The sequence below is a fragment of the Flavobacterium gossypii genome, from assembly GCF_014138495.1.
Lineage (GTDB): Bacteria > Bacteroidota > Bacteroidia > Flavobacteriales > Flavobacteriaceae > Flavobacterium > Flavobacterium endophyticum.
In genome coordinates this window covers 301,428-319,623 of sequence record NZ_JACJIS010000003.1, presented here as the reverse complement: position 1 = coordinate 319,623, position 18,196 = coordinate 301,428, and the positions used below count along the sequence as shown (strand labels likewise).

Here is an 18,196-nt window from a genome sequence, read left to right as displayed (position 1 = left end):
TGTAATTTTTTATGTTCAGATATAAAAAAACCGATAGCTTTTAAACTATCGGTTTTTATCGATCTATTTTAAGGAATTAACTTTCCATATAAGCTTCTATCGGAGCACAAGAACAAACTAAGTTTCTGTCTCCATAAGCATCATCAACTCTACGAACTGATGGCCAGAATTTATTCTCAGCAATATATTCTAAAGGGAAAGCTGCGTCTTCTCTTGTGTATGGGAAATCCCAAGTGTCCGCCGTTAGCATTGCCAATGTATGAGGAGAATTTTTTAAGACGTTATTTTTGTCGTCTGTAGAAGCGTTCTCGATTTCTTTTCTGATGGAAATCATCGCATCGCAGAAACGGTCTAATTCTTCTAAGTTTTCGCTTTCTGTTGGCTCAATCATCAAAGTTCCAGCTACAGGGAAAGAAACTGTCGGAGCATGGAAGCCATAATCCATCAAACGTTTTGCGATGTCTGTTACTTCAATTCCTTTTTCTTTAAACGGACGGCATTCGATAATCATTTCGTGAGCCGCACGTCCCATTTCTCCAGAATATAAAGTCGCATAATGGCCGTTTAATCTTTCTTTGATATAATTGGCATTCAAAATAGCATGATGTGTTGAACTTGTCAAGCCTTCAGCACCAAGCATTGTGATGTATCCGTAAGAAATCAAGCAAACCAAAGCAGAACCCCAAGGTGCTGCAGAAATTGCCGTGATTGCATTGTCGCCTCCTGTTGCAATTACTGGATTCGTTGGCAAGAATTCTACCAAGTGTTTTGCAACACAGATCGGTCCAACTCCAGGTCCGCCGCCGCCGTGAGGGATAGCAAACGTTTTATGTAGGTTCAAGTGGCAAACATCAGCACCAATAGTTGCTGGGTTTGTCAATCCAACTTGTGCATTCATGTTGGCACCGTCCATATAAACCTGACCTCCATTTTCGTGGATAATTTTTGTCACCTCAATAATAGATGCTTCGTATACCCCGTGAGTCGATGGATAGGTTACCATCAAACACGCCAAGTTATCTTTATATTGGATTGCTTTTGCTCTTAAATCTTCAACGTCAATGTTTCCGTTTTCAGATGTTTTTGTTACCACAACATGCATTCCTGCCATTGTTGCCGTTGCTGGGTTTGTTCCATGAGCCGAAGCTGGAATCAAAGCGATGTTTCTGTGTGATTCGCCTCTTGACTGATGGTACGCACGAATAACCATCAAACCGGCATATTCGCCTTGAGCACCAGAATTAGGCTGTAAAGTTGTTCCGGCAAAACCAGTCACAACGTTTAACTGCTCTTCTAATTTTTTAAGCATGATTTGGTATCCTTCCGCTTGTTCTACTGGAGCAAATGGGTGAATGTTGTTCCAATTTGCCATGCTTAGCGGCAGCATTTCTGCTGCAGCGTTCAATTTCATCGTACAAGATCCTAATGAAATCATCGAGTGGTTCAATGCCAAATCTTTTCTTTCCAGCATTTTGATGTAACGCATCAAAGCTGTTTCCGAATGGTGTTTGTTGAAAACCTCGTGTGTCAAGAAAGTACTTGTTCTGTTTAAGCTTTCTTGGTAGCTGATTTGTGTAGCTAATTCGGTTACTTTCACAGTTTCTTTTCCTGCAGCTTCAGCAAAAATAGCCACAATCGTGTTGATATCTGCCAAGCTGGTTGTTTCGTTAAATGAAATGGAAACCGTTTCGTTATCGATATAATAGAAATTGAATTCGTTTTTCTCGGCAATCGCTTTTACTTTTTGAGCATCTGCTTTCACGACAATCGTGTCGAAGAAAGAAGTGTTCGTTTGGGTAATTCCGATTTTATTCAAGGCTTCTGCTGTAGTTACTGCCGAAGCATGAACTTTATCAGCGATATATTCCAATCCTTTTGGACCGTGGTATACTGCATACATTCCGGCCATAACAGCCAAAAGTACTTGAGCCGTACAAATATTTGAAGTTGCTTTTTCGCGTTTGATATGCTGTTCACGAGTCTGCAAAGCCATACGAAGTGCACGGTTTCCGTTCGTATCAACAGTCACGCCGATGATTCTTCCCGGCATGCTTCTTTTGTATTCTTCTTTTGTAGCAAAATAAGCTGCGTGTGGGCCGCCGTAACCCATCGGAATTCCGAAACGTTGCGTTGTTCCAACAACTACATCAGCTCCTAATTCACCAGGAGAAGTTAATTTTACCAAGCTTAAGATATCAGCAGCAACGGCTACTTTTATTTCGTTTGATTTTGCTTGAGAAATAAATCCAGCGTAATCATAGACTTGTCCAAATTTACCTGGGTATTGAAGAATAGTTCCAAAGAAATCATTTCCGAAAGTAAATTCTTCATGGTTTCCGATAACTAATTCTACGCCAATTGGAGTCGAACGAGTTTGTAGGACTGATAAAGTCTGTGGCAATATTTCTTCAGAAACGAAGAATTTGTTTGCATTGTTTTTCTTTTGGTCGCGTGTTCTTACGTCGAAAAGCAATGCCATGGCTTCTGCAGCGGCAGTTCCTTCGTCAAGTAAAGAAGCGTTGGCAATTTCCATGCCTGTCAATTCGATAACAGTCGTTTGGTAATTCAACAAAGCTTCCAAACGGCCTTGTGCGATTTCAGCTTGATAAGGTGTGTAAGCCGTGTACCATCCTGGATTTTCAAAAACATTTCTTTGGATAGCCGCAGGAACGATAGCTGGATGATAACCCAAACCAATATATGATTTGAATACTTTATTTTTATTTCCTAATTTCTGAATGTGATTCAAATATTCATATTCAGTCATTGCTGGTTCTAAATTCAATGGCGCTTTTAGACGGATGTCATCCGGAAGCGTTTCATAAATCAACTGGTCAATTGATTCAACACCAATAGTTTTCAGCATGTGCTGCAAATCGTTTTCTCTCGGACCGATATGTCTTAAAGCAAAAGTATCTGTTTTCATATAATATTGTAGTGGGTTGTTTTTTGTGGCACAAAAGTACTTATTAATCTCAAAAATAAATCCTTTTTTAACATGGTTTTTTTAGGAAATTTTCAACGAAAATACCGTGTTGTTAACAGTTTCGTTATTTTTGCAGTATGCAGGCTATCAGACGACTATTTGATTTTTATATAAACGGAAGCATCCATGTAGCTATTGCAGTTCTGTCCCTGGTTCTGATGACCAATCACATGTTCCAAAATAGCTTTGATTTACCGATGGCCGGCTTTGCGTTTTTTGGAACAATTTTCGGATATAACTTTATCAAGTACGAAGATTTTTTTCGAAATAAAAAGCCATTGCGATTTGAATTAAAAGCGATTGCAATAGTGAGCGTTATTTCGCTTTTGGCATCTATTTTTTTCTTTTTTTGTTTGGGCAGTGTTACTCAGATAACTGCCATAATCTTCTTTGGACTGACATTTTTGTATACGGTTCCTGTTTTTTCAAAGAAAAAAAATATACGGAATTGGAGCGGTGTCAAGATTTATATCGTAGCTATTTGCTGGTCTGGCGTTACCACTTTGCTGCCTTTGATGAACGCAGGAACAGAAGTCTTTTCAGATGTAATTCTCAAATGCTGCCAGCGATTTTTATTGGTCATCAGCTTGATCTTGATTTTTGAAATCATTGATCTGAAAACAGATGATCCTGCTCTGAAAACCGTACCTCAAAGAATAGGAGTGGCAAAAACCAAAATCTTAGGAATACTTATACTTATTCCGCTTTATTTCTTGGAGTTTTTGAAAAGCACAATCGATATTAACCAGCTTTTTGTCAATGCTATTTTGGTTATTACGACTGCTCTTTTTATGTTGTTTGCTAATGAGAATCGTTCGAAATATTATACTTCTTTTTGGGTGGAAAGTATTCCGATTTTTTGGTTAGGGATGATTTATTTGGTTTGATTTTTATAACCCTGACAGCGTTTAAAACGCTGTCAGGGTTGGTTATTTTAAATTCTTTAAAGCCATTTCCAAATCTCCAAATTCAAACTCAAAACCATTTTCTAATAATCGTTTCGGAATTACATTTCTGCTTTTTAATACTAATTCAGTTTCGGTACCGATAATTTTTGCTCCAAATTTCAAAAGCTTTTCGTTAATCGGAATTCCAGTTGGAATGCCTAAGCTTTTACGAAGTATTTTCATGAAAGCAGCATTTCGAATCGGTTTTGGAGAAACAATATTTACGACTCCGGTCAATTCTTTTTCAAGAATAAATTCTAACGCCCTGGCAAAATCCTTTTCATGAACCCAGCTGATAAATTGGTTGCCTTTTCCTTGTTTACCTCCAAAACCTATTTTCGCTAGATTTTTCAAAGGAAGAAATGCACCTCCTTTTTTGCCTAATACTATTGAAGTTCTCAGCGCTGTTTTTCTAGTTGTTGGCGTTTCGGTTTCAAAAAAAGCCTTTTCCCAAGATTTGGCAACATTCATAGAAAAATCATCTCCGATTTCACCATCGACCTCATCCATTTGTTTGTCTAATGAATGCCTATATATTGTGGAAGTTGAAGAGTTTAGCCAATGTTTTGGAGGGTTTTGACAATGAAGAACGGCAAGATTTAGAATGCGAGTGCTTTCGAGTCTTGAATCGAGAATCTCTTTTTTGTTTTCTTCCGTATACCTACAATCTACAGATTTGCCTGCAAGATTAATAAGCACGTCGGTATTTTCTAATTCTTTTTCCCAGCCAGAAAATGTTTTGGCGTTCCATTTTATATAGTTGATGCCGTCTTTTATTTTAGAATCTCCTCTCGTAAGGATAATTATTTCTTTGAATTTATCTTTAAAATGATTCGCCAAAACTTGGCCTAAGAATCCTGTTCCTGCTGCGATTACAAGCTTTTTCATACGTATAAATTTAAGATGATAATTAAGGCAATAATCCTGTAGACTGCCCAAGTGTAAGAAAGATAGGGAGGGAGTTGTAGAATTTTAATTCTTCGGAAATGTTCCATAAACATCAGCAAAACGGTAATGGCGAACCAGCCTAGAATTATAATTTCTGGGATTTCTAGGAATTGATTTAGGAGTAAAACCGGAGTCAAAAGAAGAGAGCCAAATAGGGAAACTGTCATCAGATTTCCGACATAATTTAGAACAGTCTTTTTGTCGAATTTTAATAGAAATGAGCTTTGAAAAATAATTTGTCCGAAGGCTAAACTAGCTTCCCTGCTAAAATTCCCTTTTGGTAAATCTTGAAACAATCCTGAGTAATTATAAAGCGTGAAAGCCGTAATGATTATTGCAAAAAGGATGTAAATAATTCTGTATTTGTAATTAAAACTTGGAATGCATTGCAAAATATTCTGTTCTGTTTTTTTATTCGGAATAATTACTTTTCGGTTATAAGAGATAAATGAATACAGTTTTTTCAACAAGTATTTTATTGGAGAAATGTTTCCGACTTTTTCCATCCAAGGAAAAGAATTTCCAATCACTTTCAGCAAGCTGTCGATTCCATAAATTACGGTTTTGTTTTGGTTATCGACTAAAGCAATTTCATTAGAAGCTCTTTTAAAATCAATGAAACGGTGTTCTTCATCAGTAAGGTTTGAGAAAGGTTTTTTGCCATTCTTATCCAACATTCCTGCTTTTATAAAACCTGTACTATAGGCTTGGCAAAGCGGGCAATCTTCGTCATAAAGCAAGGTTTGGTGCTCAAGTGTTTTCATAATCAATAGTTTTGATTAATGGTTATAATAGTGTTTTAAACTTTCAGAAAAAAATGAAACTTTTAATCAAATTTTTTTACTTCATGATTTTCATGACCAAACGGCCAATCCAATTGTCTTTAAATTCGGTTACTTTGTCAATCATATTGTCGGCTTTTAAAACAAAATCGTATAGTTTGGAGGTCTGATCTACAAAATGCTTTGTTTCTTTGGTTTCGTTGCCTTTGATAGAAGATACGTCTTTTAAGACTCTTAAGGCTGGCTTGATTTCTCTTTTGCTTCTTTCTTGTGCAATTTTTACGGCCAATTCATCTAGGTCTTTTTCGGCTGTAAAAAACTCTTTGCGCTCGCCCGATTTGTATTCTTTGTACACAATGCCCCAGTCCATCAAGGCACGGAGGTTCATGCTGGCATTTCCTCTAGAAATCAATAATTCTTCCATGATGTCTTCCATAGAAAGCGGTTCTGGAGAAATCATCAGCAGTGCATGAATTTGGGCCATCGTTTTATTAATGCCCCATTGAGAGCCTAATGCTCCCCACGTCTGAATGAATTTATTTTTTGCTTCCTTGAATTCCATAGTCCAAAGGTAAGAATATATTTTTAAACTTTCAAAAATAATTGAAAGATATTTTATTTTCTATCATTTTCAATTAAAAAGGCTGCCAGCAGTACTGGCAACCTCTTATTTTGTGTCAAAAAGTTATCAATGCACTTCTCGATTCAGATACACCCATCCGGTTTTTTCTTTTCCGCTTCGGAAAGAGATATAGTAGTAATAGGTTGCTGTTGGCAATAATTTTCCATCAGAACATTGGCCGTGCCATTGGTTTACGTAGTTGTTCATTTCATAGACTTCCATTCCGTAACGGTTAAAGATTTTTACCCTCAAGATGTCGAGTCCTGCCAAATTCCATGTGTCGTTATCATTATCGCCATTAGGAGAAACTCCTTTCGGAATCTTGCAATAGCTTTTTTCAACTGGAATGGATATCGTTTCAGAACATCCTTCCTCATTTGTAACTACCACGGTATAAGTTCCTGACTCTAATCCGGTAATGTCTGTAGATTGTGTCGTGGCATAAAAATTATTTGGGCCTGTCCACACATAGCTAGCAGTTGACTCGTTAAAAGAATTATCGATTGCATAGGCAGAAAGCATATAGTGGTCGTCTTCACATTTTGCCTCGGCTCCTACGGAGAAAGTATCTGTGTTTTCCTCAACTTCAATTGCTTTCGAAAATGTACAACCGTCTACATCAACAAGTACGTTATATAATCCGGGTTCGTTTACTTCAACTTCTGCAAAATTTCCTCCGATGACTTCTCCGGCTTCATTGCTCCAGAGGTAAGAAGCTTGTAATTCGTTAAAATTATCAGGAACAACTTTTAGCGAAATTTCTTGTCCGGAACAGATTCTGTTGTTTTCGTTAGCGAAATGGAATTCCGGCAATGGCGTCACGACCAATTCAAATGTTACGGGCTGCGACGGACAATTCACCAGATTGGCCGTGACAGAATAAGTTCCCGACATGGCTACGGTCGCGTTAGGAAACACTGGAGCGATGCCCGTTGCCGTAAATCCGTTAGGTCCCGACCAAACATAATGGTAAAGAATATTCGGATTTTGGATTCTCAGATTTATCGGAGCCCCGACACAAACTGGTCCTATACTATTGATAATAGGAGCAGGCAAGATATTGAGGAAATGAATCGCTATTATGGCTTCATCCTCTACGCCGCAGAAACCATTTACCACATAGCTAAAATAATAAGTAGAACCCTGTTGGGCGCCTTCTGTACTCCATACGTTGGCAGAAAGAGTACCGACTGGAGTGATTTGCTCCCAAGTACCGTTTCTGTCTGCATTATCTAATAAATAGTCAAATAAGTTGATAGAAGGTGGAATGTCGCATATATTAACTGTATTGTCTTCTCCTGCATTTGGTTGTGTTCCTGCATTGATTTCGTAGTTCAAAGTCTGGTTCAAGCATGAATCAGGTTCTGCAGGATAGGTGACAGCTACATGATAAATACCAGAATTAGTGCTGACATTTAAAGGATTAAAGTTGAGGCTGGCATTTGTGCTCAACGTAACGTTTTCGGCACCTTGCTTATACCATCTGTATTGCAAGTAAGGGAAATTCGGAACAGAAAGACTACTGTTCTGTCCGTCACATAATGTGGCTGCTATAGAAAAGACAAATGGCGTTGTCACGTCATGAGTATAAGTGCTTGTGTTTTGGCATTCGTCAACTATTTGAAAGACGTATACTGCAGATTCTAAATCTGTAAATAAAGGACTATTGCCATTTGAAAAATCAAATGGGACGTCATTTTTTTTAATGATGCTAAAAGCATAATTTCCTTCGCCTTCTACATTTAATAATACATCAGAAAGCGTGCCTGAGCACGAAAAATTTAAGGCTCCCTTTATTTCAGGAAGACTTCCTGTCTCGAATTCTTTGATTACAAATAAGCAATTGCTGCTAACGCCCACGCTACCATAAATAGATGATGCAGTTAGAACTCTGAAGCGCCCTCCGATAGCTAAATTCAGATTCCAAGCATTGTTGGCAATAGTAATTGAGTTATTACCATTTGGAGTAGTGTTTTCTGGATAGGCTACATTGGTGTTCGGATGTCCCCATTGGCCGGTTACCGGATTGAATTTCTGCAACCAATACCCAAGATTTGGAAAAGAGCCGTTGTTGTTAGTATGGTTGATCTTGAAATTAAACGAAGAACATCCTTCAACAATTTCAAAAGTTGTATTTCCAATGTATTCTTTAATCTGTAGCGTCAGTATATACTCGGAATTGCAGGAATCTTTGATCTTGATGCGATAAGTCCCGACCGGAAGCGAGCTCATCATAAAATAGGCTCCCCGGATATTGCTAGAGACATTCATAGGGCCATTATAACTACTAGGTACTGTTATAAATTCGGCATCTAAAAGCTGCACATCTTGCGCGCCTCCAATATAGACTGAACCGAAACCAGGAGCACATCCTCCTAGATAATTGACTCTCGGAACATTAGAACTGGCGGGAGGTACCGTTATGGGTTTTGTATAAGAATTTCCACAATCATCATAAAGAATGATAGTATATTGGCCAGGGACCAGTATGCCCGAGATAAAAATAGTTCCATCTGGCTGAATATAAGCATTGACGTTATAAGGCGTAGGAAAAGCAAAATTTGAAGGAGCAATTTGTATAGTGGCAGAAACAATATTGGAGCCCAAAATTTCTCCGCTAATAGTTCCTGAAGCGCCGCAAGAGCCCGTTGCTGTCACTTCGGCTGTGGTTTCATGGACAATATTTACCTCAGCGGTATCTGTTCTTCCGCAGGCATCCGTTACCCTAACCAGATAACTGCCTTCGGGAAGTATATTTGTAGTATTTCCATACGTCGGATCGCTAAAAAAAGTAGGATGCGATGGGTTATAGAGATTCGGATTAAAACCAGCTGGAGCAGAAAGAAATTGCACCGTAATAGGGTAGACGAAATTTGATGCTTTGACAGAAAATGTTTTTATGCCACAGTTGTTGATTTGCGTTTGTATGGATGCTTCATACATTTCAATGACTTGATTACTTTCTTTTTGGAATTGATTGCCACAGGCATCTGTAATCAATAAATTATAGCTATAAGGCTGATCGTAATAAGGCAAGTCGGCTTCAAAAACGTAAGTGTTTGGGTTAGATGTAAGGTCGGATGAAGTAAAATCTTCAATTCTGTTGATTGTAAAAGTTCTTATAATCGGTGCGCCACCGCCTGGTGGATAAATAGTATATACAATGGTAAGTGGATAATTGATAATATAGTCTGGATCGATGCTTAATACATGTCTCACTCCAACTGAGCTGCACGCAGACAATTCTGGATCTGGAACTAAATGTTCCGAAATAGCAAGCGGATTTGATATGCTTTCAGGCGTCACTAAAGTATACGATCGGGTTACCGCATTGCCACAAGAATCATATACTTTGATCAGGTAATTTCCGGCTACGAGATTGGTAAAAACATTAGATGGCTGTCGTGACTTTATAACAGGTCCTGCTATAATTTCATATCCTGTGGGATTTCCAGAAGTAACAATAACATTGATGTTTCTATTAAGACTGCAGGGAATATCACTGTATGTCATGTTGAATTGTAATGCAGTGACCGTGCTGTTGATGACGACATCCTGCTGCTTGTTATTGCTTTCGGTTCCCAAGGTTTGGGTAGCAATGACCCTATACGTACCTCCAACAAGACCCGACAAGGTATTTGTGCTCACGGTTGCATACGGAGAGGTTGTGTTCGGCAGCTTGTAAATAGTATAGATAATGTTAGCATTGGGATGTGTCCCGCTTACTGTAAAGGAAAGTATTCCGTTTCTATTACAAGTCTCATCAGTTGATGTGACCGTAAGAGTGAAATCTGGTAGCTGCCCGTAGGAGCTGATTACATTCAAGGAAAAAATTAACGCAAAGATAAAGTTCTGGTAAAGTTTTTTCATAAAAAGAAGTTAAGAAAGGTATCAAATATATGAAAAACTGTAAGAAAAATTATGGATTTCCATAATTCCAAAAGTTAAAGTATAGAATAAAAAAAGGGATTGCCTTATTTTACTGGCAATCCCAAATATTTTAAAATCAAATAATTAAAAACTAAAGCAGTCCTGCTCTTTTGAGCAGTGCGTCAGGTTTTGGCTCATTGCCTCTAAATCTCTTGTATAAAATCATTGGATGCTCCGTTCCGCCTTTAGAAAGGACATTTTCTTTGAACTTAGTAGCCACTTCCGGACTAAATATTCCCTGTTCTTTAAAATACTCAAAAGCATCCGCATCCAATACCTCAGCCCATTTGTAGCTGTAATATCCAGAGGAATAGCCGCCTTGGAAAATATGTGAAAAAGCAGTGCTCATAGCATTTTCTTTTACATCCGGATACAGCTTCGTCGAGGCAAACTGCTCATTCTCAAATTCCTTTACATCTTTGATAAACGTAGGATCCTGGCCATGCCATCCCATGTCAAGCAAGCCGAAGCTCAGCTGTCTCATAGTGGCTATGCCTTCTTGGAAACTTGCGCTTTCTTTTATTTTCTGGATGTATTCCGTAGGAATAACTTCTCCGGTTTGATAATGGCGCGCGAACAAAGCCAGTGCTTCCGGCTCATAACACCAATTTTCGAAAATCTGACTTGGCAATTCCACAAAGTCCCAATACACGCTGGTACCCGATAAGCTAGGATAAACCGTATCCGCCAGCATCCCGTGCAAAGCATGTCCGAACTCATGGAATAAAGTAGTCACTTCATTAAAAGTCAATAAAGAAGGCTTGGTTTCTGTAGGCTTTGTAAAATTGCATACGATAGAAACATGCGGTCTTTCGTTGATGCCGCCCAAAACATATTGCGATTTGAAAGACGTCATCCATGCGCCATTCCTTTTTCCTTTTCTCGGAAAGAAATCCGCATAAAAAATAGAAACGAGATTGCCAGCAACGTCTTTTACTTCATACGTTCTTACATCAGCATGGTATTTCTCGATATCATTTATTTCTACAAACGTCAGCCCATATAATCTTCCGGCTACGGTAAAAGCGCCTTCCAATACATTTTCTAGTTTGAAATAAGGCTTTAGCTTTTCATCGTCCAGATTGAACAACTGCTGTTTCAGCTTTTCAGAATAGTAGGCGCCGTCCCATTTTTCCAACTGCTCAATGCCGTCTAGTTCCTTAGCAAAATTTGTCAGCTGTTTGAATTCTTTTTCGGCCGCAGGTCGTGCTTTTGCCAGTAAGTCGTTAAGGAAGGTAGTTACTTTTTCAGGACTTTCTGCCATTCTTTCTTCGAGCACGAAATGCGCATGCGAAGCATAACCTAAAAGCTTGGCTCTTTCATAGCGAAGCTTGGCAATCTGCAAAACAATTTCCTGATTATCATATTCATTTTTCTGAAAACCTTTAGAACCGAAGGCAACTGCCATCTTCTTGCGCAGTTCCCTGTTACCTGCATACGTCACAAAAGGCACATAACTCGGATAATCCAGCGTAAAAACCCAGCCTTCTTTTTCTTGGTTTTGGGCCAGTTCTCTGGCAGCTTCTATCGTTCCTTCTGGTAATCCGGAAAGGTCTTTTTCATCGGTAATATGAAGCTGGAAGGCATGTGTTTCCGACAGTACATTTTCTCCAAACTCCAAGCTCAATCGCGAAAGTTCCTTGTCGATTTCGCGCAATTTGCTTTTTTTGTCTTCAGATAGGTTGGCTCCGTTTCGCGAAAAGCTTTTGTACTGCTTGTCGAGCAAGGTAGCCTGTTCTGCCGTGAGCGAGAGGTTGTTTTTATTGTCATATACGGCCTTGACCTTTTTGAATAAGTCGGCATTAAGTCGGATGTCATTCCCAAATTCAGATAATAGGGGAGAAACTTCCTGTGCTATCTTTTGAAGCTCATCGTTGGTTTCGGCCGAATGCAGGTTAAAGAAAATATTCGATATCCTGTCTAACGTAGCACCGCTAAAAGCCATGGCTTCTATAGTGTTTTCAAAAGTAGGCTCTTCTGGATTATTGACAATCTCGTCTATTTCTTTTTTGGCGTCTGCAATAGCCTCTTGGAAGGCAGGAAGAAAATCATCATTCTTGATTTGGGAGAAAGGTGCTGTATCGTATTTTGTCGTAAATTTTTTTGTAAGGACTGACATATCGGGTCTTTTTAATATTTTGAGAATAGAGAATATGTTTTTTTATGCCCGAAAATTATCTCTCGGCATGCTGTTTTCAAAAGTATAAAATTGATGGATAAATACCTATGCCGTTATGAAAACGTTACCGTTTAAAACAAAAAATCAGGCCCCTGCTTTGTAGCTGGACCTGATTTCTCAAAGTAATTTGATCTTATTTCTTTAAACCTTCCGAAGCCTTGATAACTCCTTCTCTTAGACTTTCCTTGTAAGCGATGATTTTATCGAGTACAGATTTGTCGGAACTCCCGATAATCTGTGCGGCCAATATGCCTGCGTTTTTAGCGCCATTTAAAGCTACAGTTGCGACAGGAACACCGCCTGGCATCTGTAGGATAGAAAGAATACTGTCCCAGCCGTCGATAGAATTGCTCGATTTTACAGGGACTCCAATTACAGGAAGCGGCGACATTGACGCTACCATTCCCGGTAAGTGTGCTGCTCCGCCTGCTCCGGCAATGATGACAGCAATGCCTCGGTTATGGGCATTTTTGCTAAAGTCAAACAGCTTCTCTGGCGTGCGGTGTGCCGAAACGATATCGACTTCCGTCTCGATTCCGAATTCTTTTAGTATGTCGATGGCTTCTTGCATGACTGGCATGTCTGAAACACTTCCCATTACGATTGCGATTTTCATTGTATACGATTTAATGGTTTAGATTCTTTATGAGTTGCTGATCACGCGTATCAGCTTTTTTACTTCCTCTGCAGTCTTTCTTGCTTCGGCTATATTTTTATTTACGATGGTCACATGGCCCATTTTTCTGAACGGTCTTGTTTCGCGTTTTCCGTAAATATGCGGCGTCACGCCATCAATGGCTAATATCTTTTCAATGTTTTGGTATACGACTTGTCCGGAATGGCCTTCTTCGCCTACAAGATTCACCATAATTCCTGCAACCTTGCTGTCGGTATTGCCCAAAGGCAAATCTAAGATGGCCCTTAAGTGGTTTTCAAACTGCGACGTGTAGCTGGCCTCAATGCTGTAGTGGCCAGAATTATGCGGCCTCGGTGCTACTTCATTAATCAATATGGTATCATCTTCTGTCTGGAACATTTCAACTGCAAGCAAGCCTACATGTCCAAAGGCTTCAGAAACTTGCAAGGCAATGGCTCTTGCTTTTGCAGCTACCTTTTCGTCAATGCGCGCCGGACAGATAACATATTCTACCTGATTGGCTTCTGGATGAAATTCCATCTCTACCACAGGATACGTCTTGATGTCGCCTTTCGGGTTACGGACTACGATTACGGCCAATTCATTCTTAAATGGCACCATGTCTTCGGCAATGCATTCCACGTCGGGAAGATTCGCCAAGTCCGTTATAGATCTTGCGACTTTCACTCCGTTGCCATCATAACCGAATTCGGCACTTTTCCATACAAAAGGAAAGGAAACAGTAGTATTTTCTACAGCCTCTTTTAATGCTCCTAAAGTGTTGAATCTTTTGAATGGGGAAGTAGGCAGGCTGCTTGCTGTATAAAAATCTTTCTGCCTTCCTTTGTTCTGGATCTTGCGTAATGTTTTTGGAGAAGGATAGACTTTTAGCCCTTCGGATTCTAATTTCTCCAAAGCCTCCAGATTTACGAGCTCGATTTCAAAAGTCAGGACATCTACCTTTTTTCCGAATTCATAAACAGTATCAAAATCCATAAGGTCGCCCTGAAAGAATTTATTGCATCCCATTCGGCTGGGAGCCTCTGCACTTGGGTCTAAGACATACGTCTGTATATCAAATTTTCGGGTGTCGGCCAGCAGCATCTTGCCAAGCTGTCCGCCTCCTAGTATTCCGAGCTTGAAATCGGATGAGAAGTAATTCATTGCTGTGTTGTTGTTTGCCACAAAGATAATCATTCTTTAGAATGATGGAATATCATCGTTTAGATTTAAATGCTTTCAATGCTTCCGATGCGATATCTCGGGTGAGTTGGGTAGGCGAATTGCAGTCGCAGTTGCTGAATCCGATGACATAAATATCTTCGCTTGGGATATACACTGCCATCGACTTGAAGCCAAATATGCTTCCGCCATGCTCTCTCGTTGCGGTTCCGTCCAGTTCCGTCAGATGCCAGCCATAGCCGTACTTAATGGGGTCGCCATTGTTCAAGCTTTTTTTAGTGAAAGCCTTTTTTGCCGTCTTTTTATCCAGCAGCAGATTATTGTTTAGGGCATGCTGCCATCGCAGCATATCTCCTGTGGTTGCCATCAGCGAGCCAGAAGAAAACGGAATCGTAAAGCTGATGCGCCCTTTGTTGACATACGCATTGTCTTTCTTGCGATAGCCGTAAGCCCTGTTTTTAATAATAGCGGTATCATCGGCATAACGTGAATCAGACATTCCGGCTTTTTCGAAAATATGCTTCCGGATATAGGCCTCATAGATTTCTCCAGAAACCAACTCGATGATATGGCCCAAAATCACATAACCCGAGTTGTTGTATTCGAATTTTGTGCCTGGCAGAAAATCAACAGGCTCATTCTTGAAGAAATCGATTATTTCTTTTGGCGTTAGGTCTTTCTGGGCAATCTGCTGCAGGGACTTCATTTTGGTGAAATCTTTAATACCCGAAGTATGCGTCAGCAGATGGTGCAAGGTAATCTTGTCGCCCGCAGGATAGTCTGGAATGTATTTAGAAATGCTGCTGTTGAGGTCAACCTTGCCTTCTTGTTCGAGCATCAGTATGGCAACAGCCGTGAATTGTTTGGTAATCGAGCCTATCTGGAAGACTTGGTCTGTGGTCATATTGACATCCAATTCCAGATTCGCTTTGCCAAATGCCTTATGGTAAACGGGCTTTCCGTCTTTTGCTACTAAGAACACGGCACCCGGCCCTTTTTTATCGGTAAAAACGTTCGAGATCAGGCTGTCGACCTTGCGTTCAAAATTTTGGGCAGGAGCAGCTATAAAGGCAGCAATAAGCAGTAGGGAAGTCGCTAGGAATTTCTTCATTTGTGAGAGGTTGATTTTAGCGCTTTGGACGACAAAAATGGTTACCCAGTTACAACCTCAAGACAAGCACTGCTGCAGTATTATATAAAAGGTGGCGTTATCTGGTATTTAAACGAAAATAAAACCAGTCCCACTTTCGATTTGATGCCGAACCGTTCAAACAAAGCTGTCCGGTACGATTCTATAGATTTTACAGACAATCCCATGCTGTCGGCCATCTGGTCATAGGTCAGTTCTCTTTCGTCGCACACCAGCTTTAAGAATTCCAGCTCTCTATCGGACAATAAGATCTGGCTTTTGGCGTCTTTGCTCGGAGATTCGTCATAATTCCGCATCCGCTTTAGTATTTCAGAAACGTTGTTGTAGCCGATTTTTACGATGTTGTCGATGGCAAACTTCAAATCGTGTGCGGTACAGTTTTTATGTAAAAAACCTCTGGCTCCGTGATGGTAGGCCGCATCGATAATCTGCTCGTCAAAATGCTGCGTAAGCAGCAGTACTTTGTATTCGCCTTCTATTTCTTCCAGCGCTTTCAGTACTTCTATGCCGTTCATTCCGGGCATGGAATAGTCGAGTATGAACAAATCGGGCGGACTTTCTAAAGGGAGCGCCGCTAAAAAGTCGGCACCATTGTCAAATTCTGCCGTAATCGTATAATTGCTGATTTTTTCCAGCAGTTCTTTTAAACCCTGCCTGACGATCTTATGGTCGTCGATGATGCCTATAGTTGTCTTTTCCATGTCTGGGAGATTTTGTTTTCTGATAGCCGAATCTTTGTGCCTTCGCCGATTACAGAATAAATGTTTACGGAATAATCAATAATAGCGGCACGGCTGATGATGTTTTGTAGTCCCATTGTAGCGGTAGTGTCCTTTATCTTTTCATAGTCGAATCCCTTGCCGTTGTCGGCAATGACCATTTCAAAACTTGGGCCAGTCCTTAAGCGAATTTCGATACGTCCGGCTTTCGAATGCTTGAAACAGTTGTTCATGATTTCCTGAAAGATTCTATAAACCACGATCTTTTCATTCGTCGAAAATATCCTTTTTGCGCTTCCTTTCTGTACAAGCTCAATAGGAATAGGCCCTTTCTGCAGACGCAGTATTTCCGATTCGATAGCTTTTGTCAAATCCTGCTGCAGCAGTACTTGGTTGTTCAGGGAATGGCTGATGCTGCGTATGGACTGCGAAAGTCCGCTGACCGACTGCGACAGCGGCTGCAAGGTCTGGTTCAGCTCTGGCGAATCGAGCTTGAGATTTTCGATCTGGAAATTAATATAGGTGAGCTGCTGTCCGGCATCATCATGCAGGTCTTGCGATATGTTCTGCAATACCTGTTCCTGTGTTTCGATGATAGCCGCATTCATTGCCTTTTGGAAATCAATATCTTTTTGGTAGATGACCTTAGTGTAGTTTTTGATTTTGCGGATATACAGCTTTACCAGTACCACGCAAAAGAGGATGAGGAGACTGATAAATAGCAGTCCGATAACGATTCCGAAGGCTACATCATTCACCATATTTCAACTTTTTTTCACGATAAATATAAATGTTTATCAAAGAATAATAGACGATATTCACAAAGTAAGTAATAAAGGTATAAAGTTTTATATGGCCGAAAAGAAGGAATGAGGTAACGTTTTTGCTGTTGAAACCAAACATAAAGCTCAGTCCGAAGAAAAACAGTACGGGCGCTGTAAGCAGGATATATGTGTTAGACAGAAAAAAATCGAAACTTTCTTTCCTGAGCCTATAAGAACTCTCATAAATAAAGATGATTATATACAGAAAGGCACCAACGACAAAAGTATAATAGTTGAATTTTTGTGTCCCGTCAATAAAAAGAAGGCTGGCAATGGCAAAGAGTAAAAAAGCATATAGCAACAAGAATGCAGTTTTTTGAAAAACCGCATTCCTGGCTAATAGCCACAGCCATAATCCATGATGCAGGATAGCGCCAATTGTGGATTCCAAGACTATAGACTTTGAATAGAATAGCAATATTGAATTTGTCAATTCCATAAAAAAGCACACCAACAGAATTACGAGCAAAAACCGATGTGTGATGTTTTTCCATTTCAAGCTAGACAAAGCAAAAAGCAAAGTCAGCAGTACGAGAATCTTTAGGGGCTTTGAAAATTGATAAATAAACTCTACCATTCTTTAGTAAGATAATTAATTGTTGCTGTTTTAAAGCGGTGCTTTTTTGTATCCCGAAGCATCGATTCTAGGCTCATCAGAAAAGTCGAAAAAGGTTGCCGGGTTTTTGCCGTTCAAGACCCTGAAAATAATTGTCTCCTGCTTGCTGTTGCCGACTAGCGCCCACATAAATTCAAAACTAATGTCAAGGCCTTCGTTTTCTCTAGCAATACTCCTAAAAAGAGGAAGAGAATAGCAAACTTTTGTATCGCTAAATTTAGGTTCTATCTCAATGCCTGCGATTTCTTTAGACGCATCAAGCTTAAAGCCCACATATTTTTCATATGCTGAATAGGATTCTGTCAGCTTTTTCAAATCTTCCCATTTGATTGCAAAAGACTTGCCTGTACCGAGCTTAAACGGTGTGTGTTTTATCTCATGCGTTTCTAAGGCACTCAGATAAAGCGTATCAATACATACAGCCTTCCCGTATTTTCTAAGCCAATCTGCTCTCAGTGAATCTTTTTTTGGAGGCTCTAGCTTTAAATCATCAATTTTTCTATACTCTTCCAGTCCCAAGCATTCTTGCTGGTTTTTGGCAGCTGCCATAGCCCTTGTGTCGTCTTGCGTTTCTTCTTTCTCCTTGCATCCTATCATTGCCAACGACAGGAATAAGAATAGTACTGTTTTTTTCATAATTTAAATATTGGAGGTTTATAATTAAGTTCATGACA

The 18,196-nt window shown here is 39.8% G+C and carries 14 protein-coding genes; 1 reads left to right on the top strand and 13 read right to left on the bottom strand.

Going from position 1 to position 18,196, the window contains the following annotated elements; translation table 11 throughout:
- Window positions 1-76 precede the first annotated feature (76 nt).
- Window positions 77-2,926 (bottom strand): aminomethyl-transferring glycine dehydrogenase, encoded by a 2,850-nt coding sequence (gene gcvP, locus GGR22_RS14490; RefSeq protein WP_182494237.1) that lies wholly within the window; start codon window positions 2,924-2,926, stop codon window positions 77-79.
- Between the two features lie 137 nt (window positions 2,927-3,063).
- Between gcvP and GGR22_RS14485 the strand changes: the two genes are divergently transcribed.
- Window positions 3,064-3,873 carry a UbiA prenyltransferase family protein gene (locus GGR22_RS14485; RefSeq protein ID WP_182494236.1) on the top strand — a complete coding sequence of 270 codons (810 nt, stop codon included), beginning with the start codon at window positions 3,064-3,066 and terminating at the stop codon, window positions 3,871-3,873.
- A gap of 42 nt (window positions 3,874-3,915) precedes the next feature.
- Here GGR22_RS14485 and GGR22_RS14480 read toward each other — a convergent pair whose 3' ends face one another.
- From GGR22_RS14480 to GGR22_RS14425, 12 genes are all read right to left on the bottom strand, one after another.
- Window positions 3,916-4,821: a TIGR01777 family oxidoreductase gene (locus GGR22_RS14480; protein WP_182494235.1), complete on the bottom strand. Its 906-nt coding sequence runs from the start codon at window positions 4,819-4,821 to the stop codon at window positions 3,916-3,918.
- A complete protein-coding gene (locus tag GGR22_RS14475) occupies window positions 4,818-5,645 on the bottom strand; it encodes a DCC1-like thiol-disulfide oxidoreductase family protein (RefSeq protein ID WP_182494234.1) in 828 nt (275 codons plus the stop codon). Before GGR22_RS14475 ends, GGR22_RS14480 begins: the two co-directional genes overlap by 4 nt.
- A 76-nt stretch (window positions 5,646-5,721) precedes the next feature.
- Window positions 5,722-6,225 carry a GbsR/MarR family transcriptional regulator gene (locus tag GGR22_RS14470; RefSeq protein ID WP_182494233.1) on the bottom strand — a complete coding sequence of 168 codons (504 nt, stop codon included), beginning with the start codon at window positions 6,223-6,225 and terminating at the stop codon, window positions 5,722-5,724.
- Window positions 6,226-6,351: 126 nt separating this feature from the next.
- Window positions 6,352-10,155 (bottom strand): gliding motility-associated C-terminal domain-containing protein, encoded by a 3,804-nt coding sequence (locus GGR22_RS14465; protein ID WP_182494232.1) that lies wholly within the window; start codon window positions 10,153-10,155, stop codon window positions 6,352-6,354.
- Between the two features lie 151 nt (window positions 10,156-10,306).
- Complete coding sequence (locus tag GGR22_RS14460) at window positions 10,307-12,334, bottom strand: M3 family metallopeptidase (RefSeq protein WP_182494231.1); 2,028 nt, start codon at window positions 12,332-12,334, stop codon at window positions 10,307-10,309.
- Window positions 12,335-12,527: 193 nt separating this feature from the next.
- Window positions 12,528-13,010 (bottom strand): 5-(carboxyamino)imidazole ribonucleotide mutase, encoded by a 483-nt coding sequence (purE, locus tag GGR22_RS14455; protein ID WP_182494230.1) that lies wholly within the window; start codon window positions 13,008-13,010, stop codon window positions 12,528-12,530.
- 27 nt (window positions 13,011-13,037) lie between these two features.
- Entirely contained in the window at window positions 13,038-14,195 is a 1,158-nt protein-coding gene (locus tag GGR22_RS14450; protein ID WP_182494229.1) for a 5-(carboxyamino)imidazole ribonucleotide synthase, read from the bottom strand.
- 52 nt (window positions 14,196-14,247) lie between these two features.
- Window positions 14,248-15,324, bottom strand: a complete 1,077-nt coding sequence (locus GGR22_RS14445; RefSeq protein WP_182494228.1) for a serine hydrolase domain-containing protein — start codon at window positions 15,322-15,324, stop codon at window positions 14,248-14,250.
- Window positions 15,325-15,404: 80 nt separating this feature from the next.
- Window positions 15,405-16,064, bottom strand: coding sequence for a response regulator transcription factor (locus GGR22_RS14440; RefSeq protein WP_182494227.1), 660 nt, complete (start codon window positions 16,062-16,064; stop codon window positions 15,405-15,407).
- On the bottom strand, window positions 16,046-16,843 hold the full coding sequence (locus tag GGR22_RS14435) for a sensor histidine kinase (RefSeq protein WP_182494226.1): 798 nt from the start codon (window positions 16,841-16,843) through the stop codon (window positions 16,046-16,048). Before GGR22_RS14435 ends, GGR22_RS14440 begins: the two co-directional genes overlap by 19 nt.
- The gene (locus GGR22_RS14430) at window positions 16,833-17,483 is read right to left on the bottom strand and encodes a hypothetical protein (RefSeq protein WP_182494225.1); all 651 of its coding nucleotides are present in this window, start codon (window positions 17,481-17,483) and stop codon (window positions 16,833-16,835) included. Before GGR22_RS14430 ends, GGR22_RS14435 begins: the two co-directional genes overlap by 11 nt.
- 30 nt (window positions 17,484-17,513) lie before the next feature.
- On the bottom strand, window positions 17,514-18,158 hold the full coding sequence (locus GGR22_RS14425; protein ID WP_182494224.1) for a hypothetical protein: 645 nt from the start codon (window positions 18,156-18,158) through the stop codon (window positions 17,514-17,516).
- Between the last annotated feature and the right edge of the window lie 38 nt (window positions 18,159-18,196).

Coding starts and splice junctions, on each gene's coding strand:
- gcvP (WP_182494237.1), bottom strand. CDS start 2,926: ATGAAAACAGATACTTTTGCTTTAAGACATATCGGTCCGAGAGAAAAC.
- GGR22_RS14485 (WP_182494236.1), top strand. CDS start 3,064: ATGCAGGCTATCAGACGACTATTTGATTTTTATATAAACGGAAGCATC.
- GGR22_RS14480 (WP_182494235.1), bottom strand. CDS start 4,821: ATGAAAAAGCTTGTAATCGCAGCAGGAACAGGATTCTTAGGCCAAGTT.
- GGR22_RS14475 (WP_182494234.1), bottom strand. CDS start 5,645: ATGAAAACACTTGAGCACCAAACCTTGCTTTATGACGAAGATTGCCCG.
- GGR22_RS14470 (WP_182494233.1), bottom strand. CDS start 6,225: ATGGAATTCAAGGAAGCAAAAAATAAATTCATTCAGACGTGGGGAGCA.
- GGR22_RS14465 (WP_182494232.1), bottom strand. CDS start 10,155: ATGAAAAAACTTTACCAGAACTTTATCTTTGCGTTAATTTTTTCCTTG.
- GGR22_RS14460 (WP_182494231.1), bottom strand. CDS start 12,334: ATGTCAGTCCTTACAAAAAAATTTACGACAAAATACGATACAGCACCT.
- purE (WP_182494230.1), bottom strand. CDS start 13,010: ATGAAAATCGCAATCGTAATGGGAAGTGTTTCAGACATGCCAGTCATG.
- GGR22_RS14450 (WP_182494229.1), bottom strand. CDS start 14,195: ATGAATTACTTCTCATCCGATTTCAAGCTCGGAATACTAGGAGGCGGA.
- GGR22_RS14445 (WP_182494228.1), bottom strand. CDS start 15,324: ATGAAGAAATTCCTAGCGACTTCCCTACTGCTTATTGCTGCCTTTATA.
- GGR22_RS14440 (WP_182494227.1), bottom strand. CDS start 16,064: ATGGAAAAGACAACTATAGGCATCATCGACGACCATAAGATCGTCAGG.
- GGR22_RS14435 (WP_182494226.1), bottom strand. CDS start 16,843: ATGGTGAATGATGTAGCCTTCGGAATCGTTATCGGACTGCTATTTATC.
- GGR22_RS14430 (WP_182494225.1), bottom strand. CDS start 17,483: ATGGTAGAGTTTATTTATCAATTTTCAAAGCCCCTAAAGATTCTCGTA.
- GGR22_RS14425 (WP_182494224.1), bottom strand. CDS start 18,158: ATGAAAAAAACAGTACTATTCTTATTCCTGTCGTTGGCAATGATAGGA.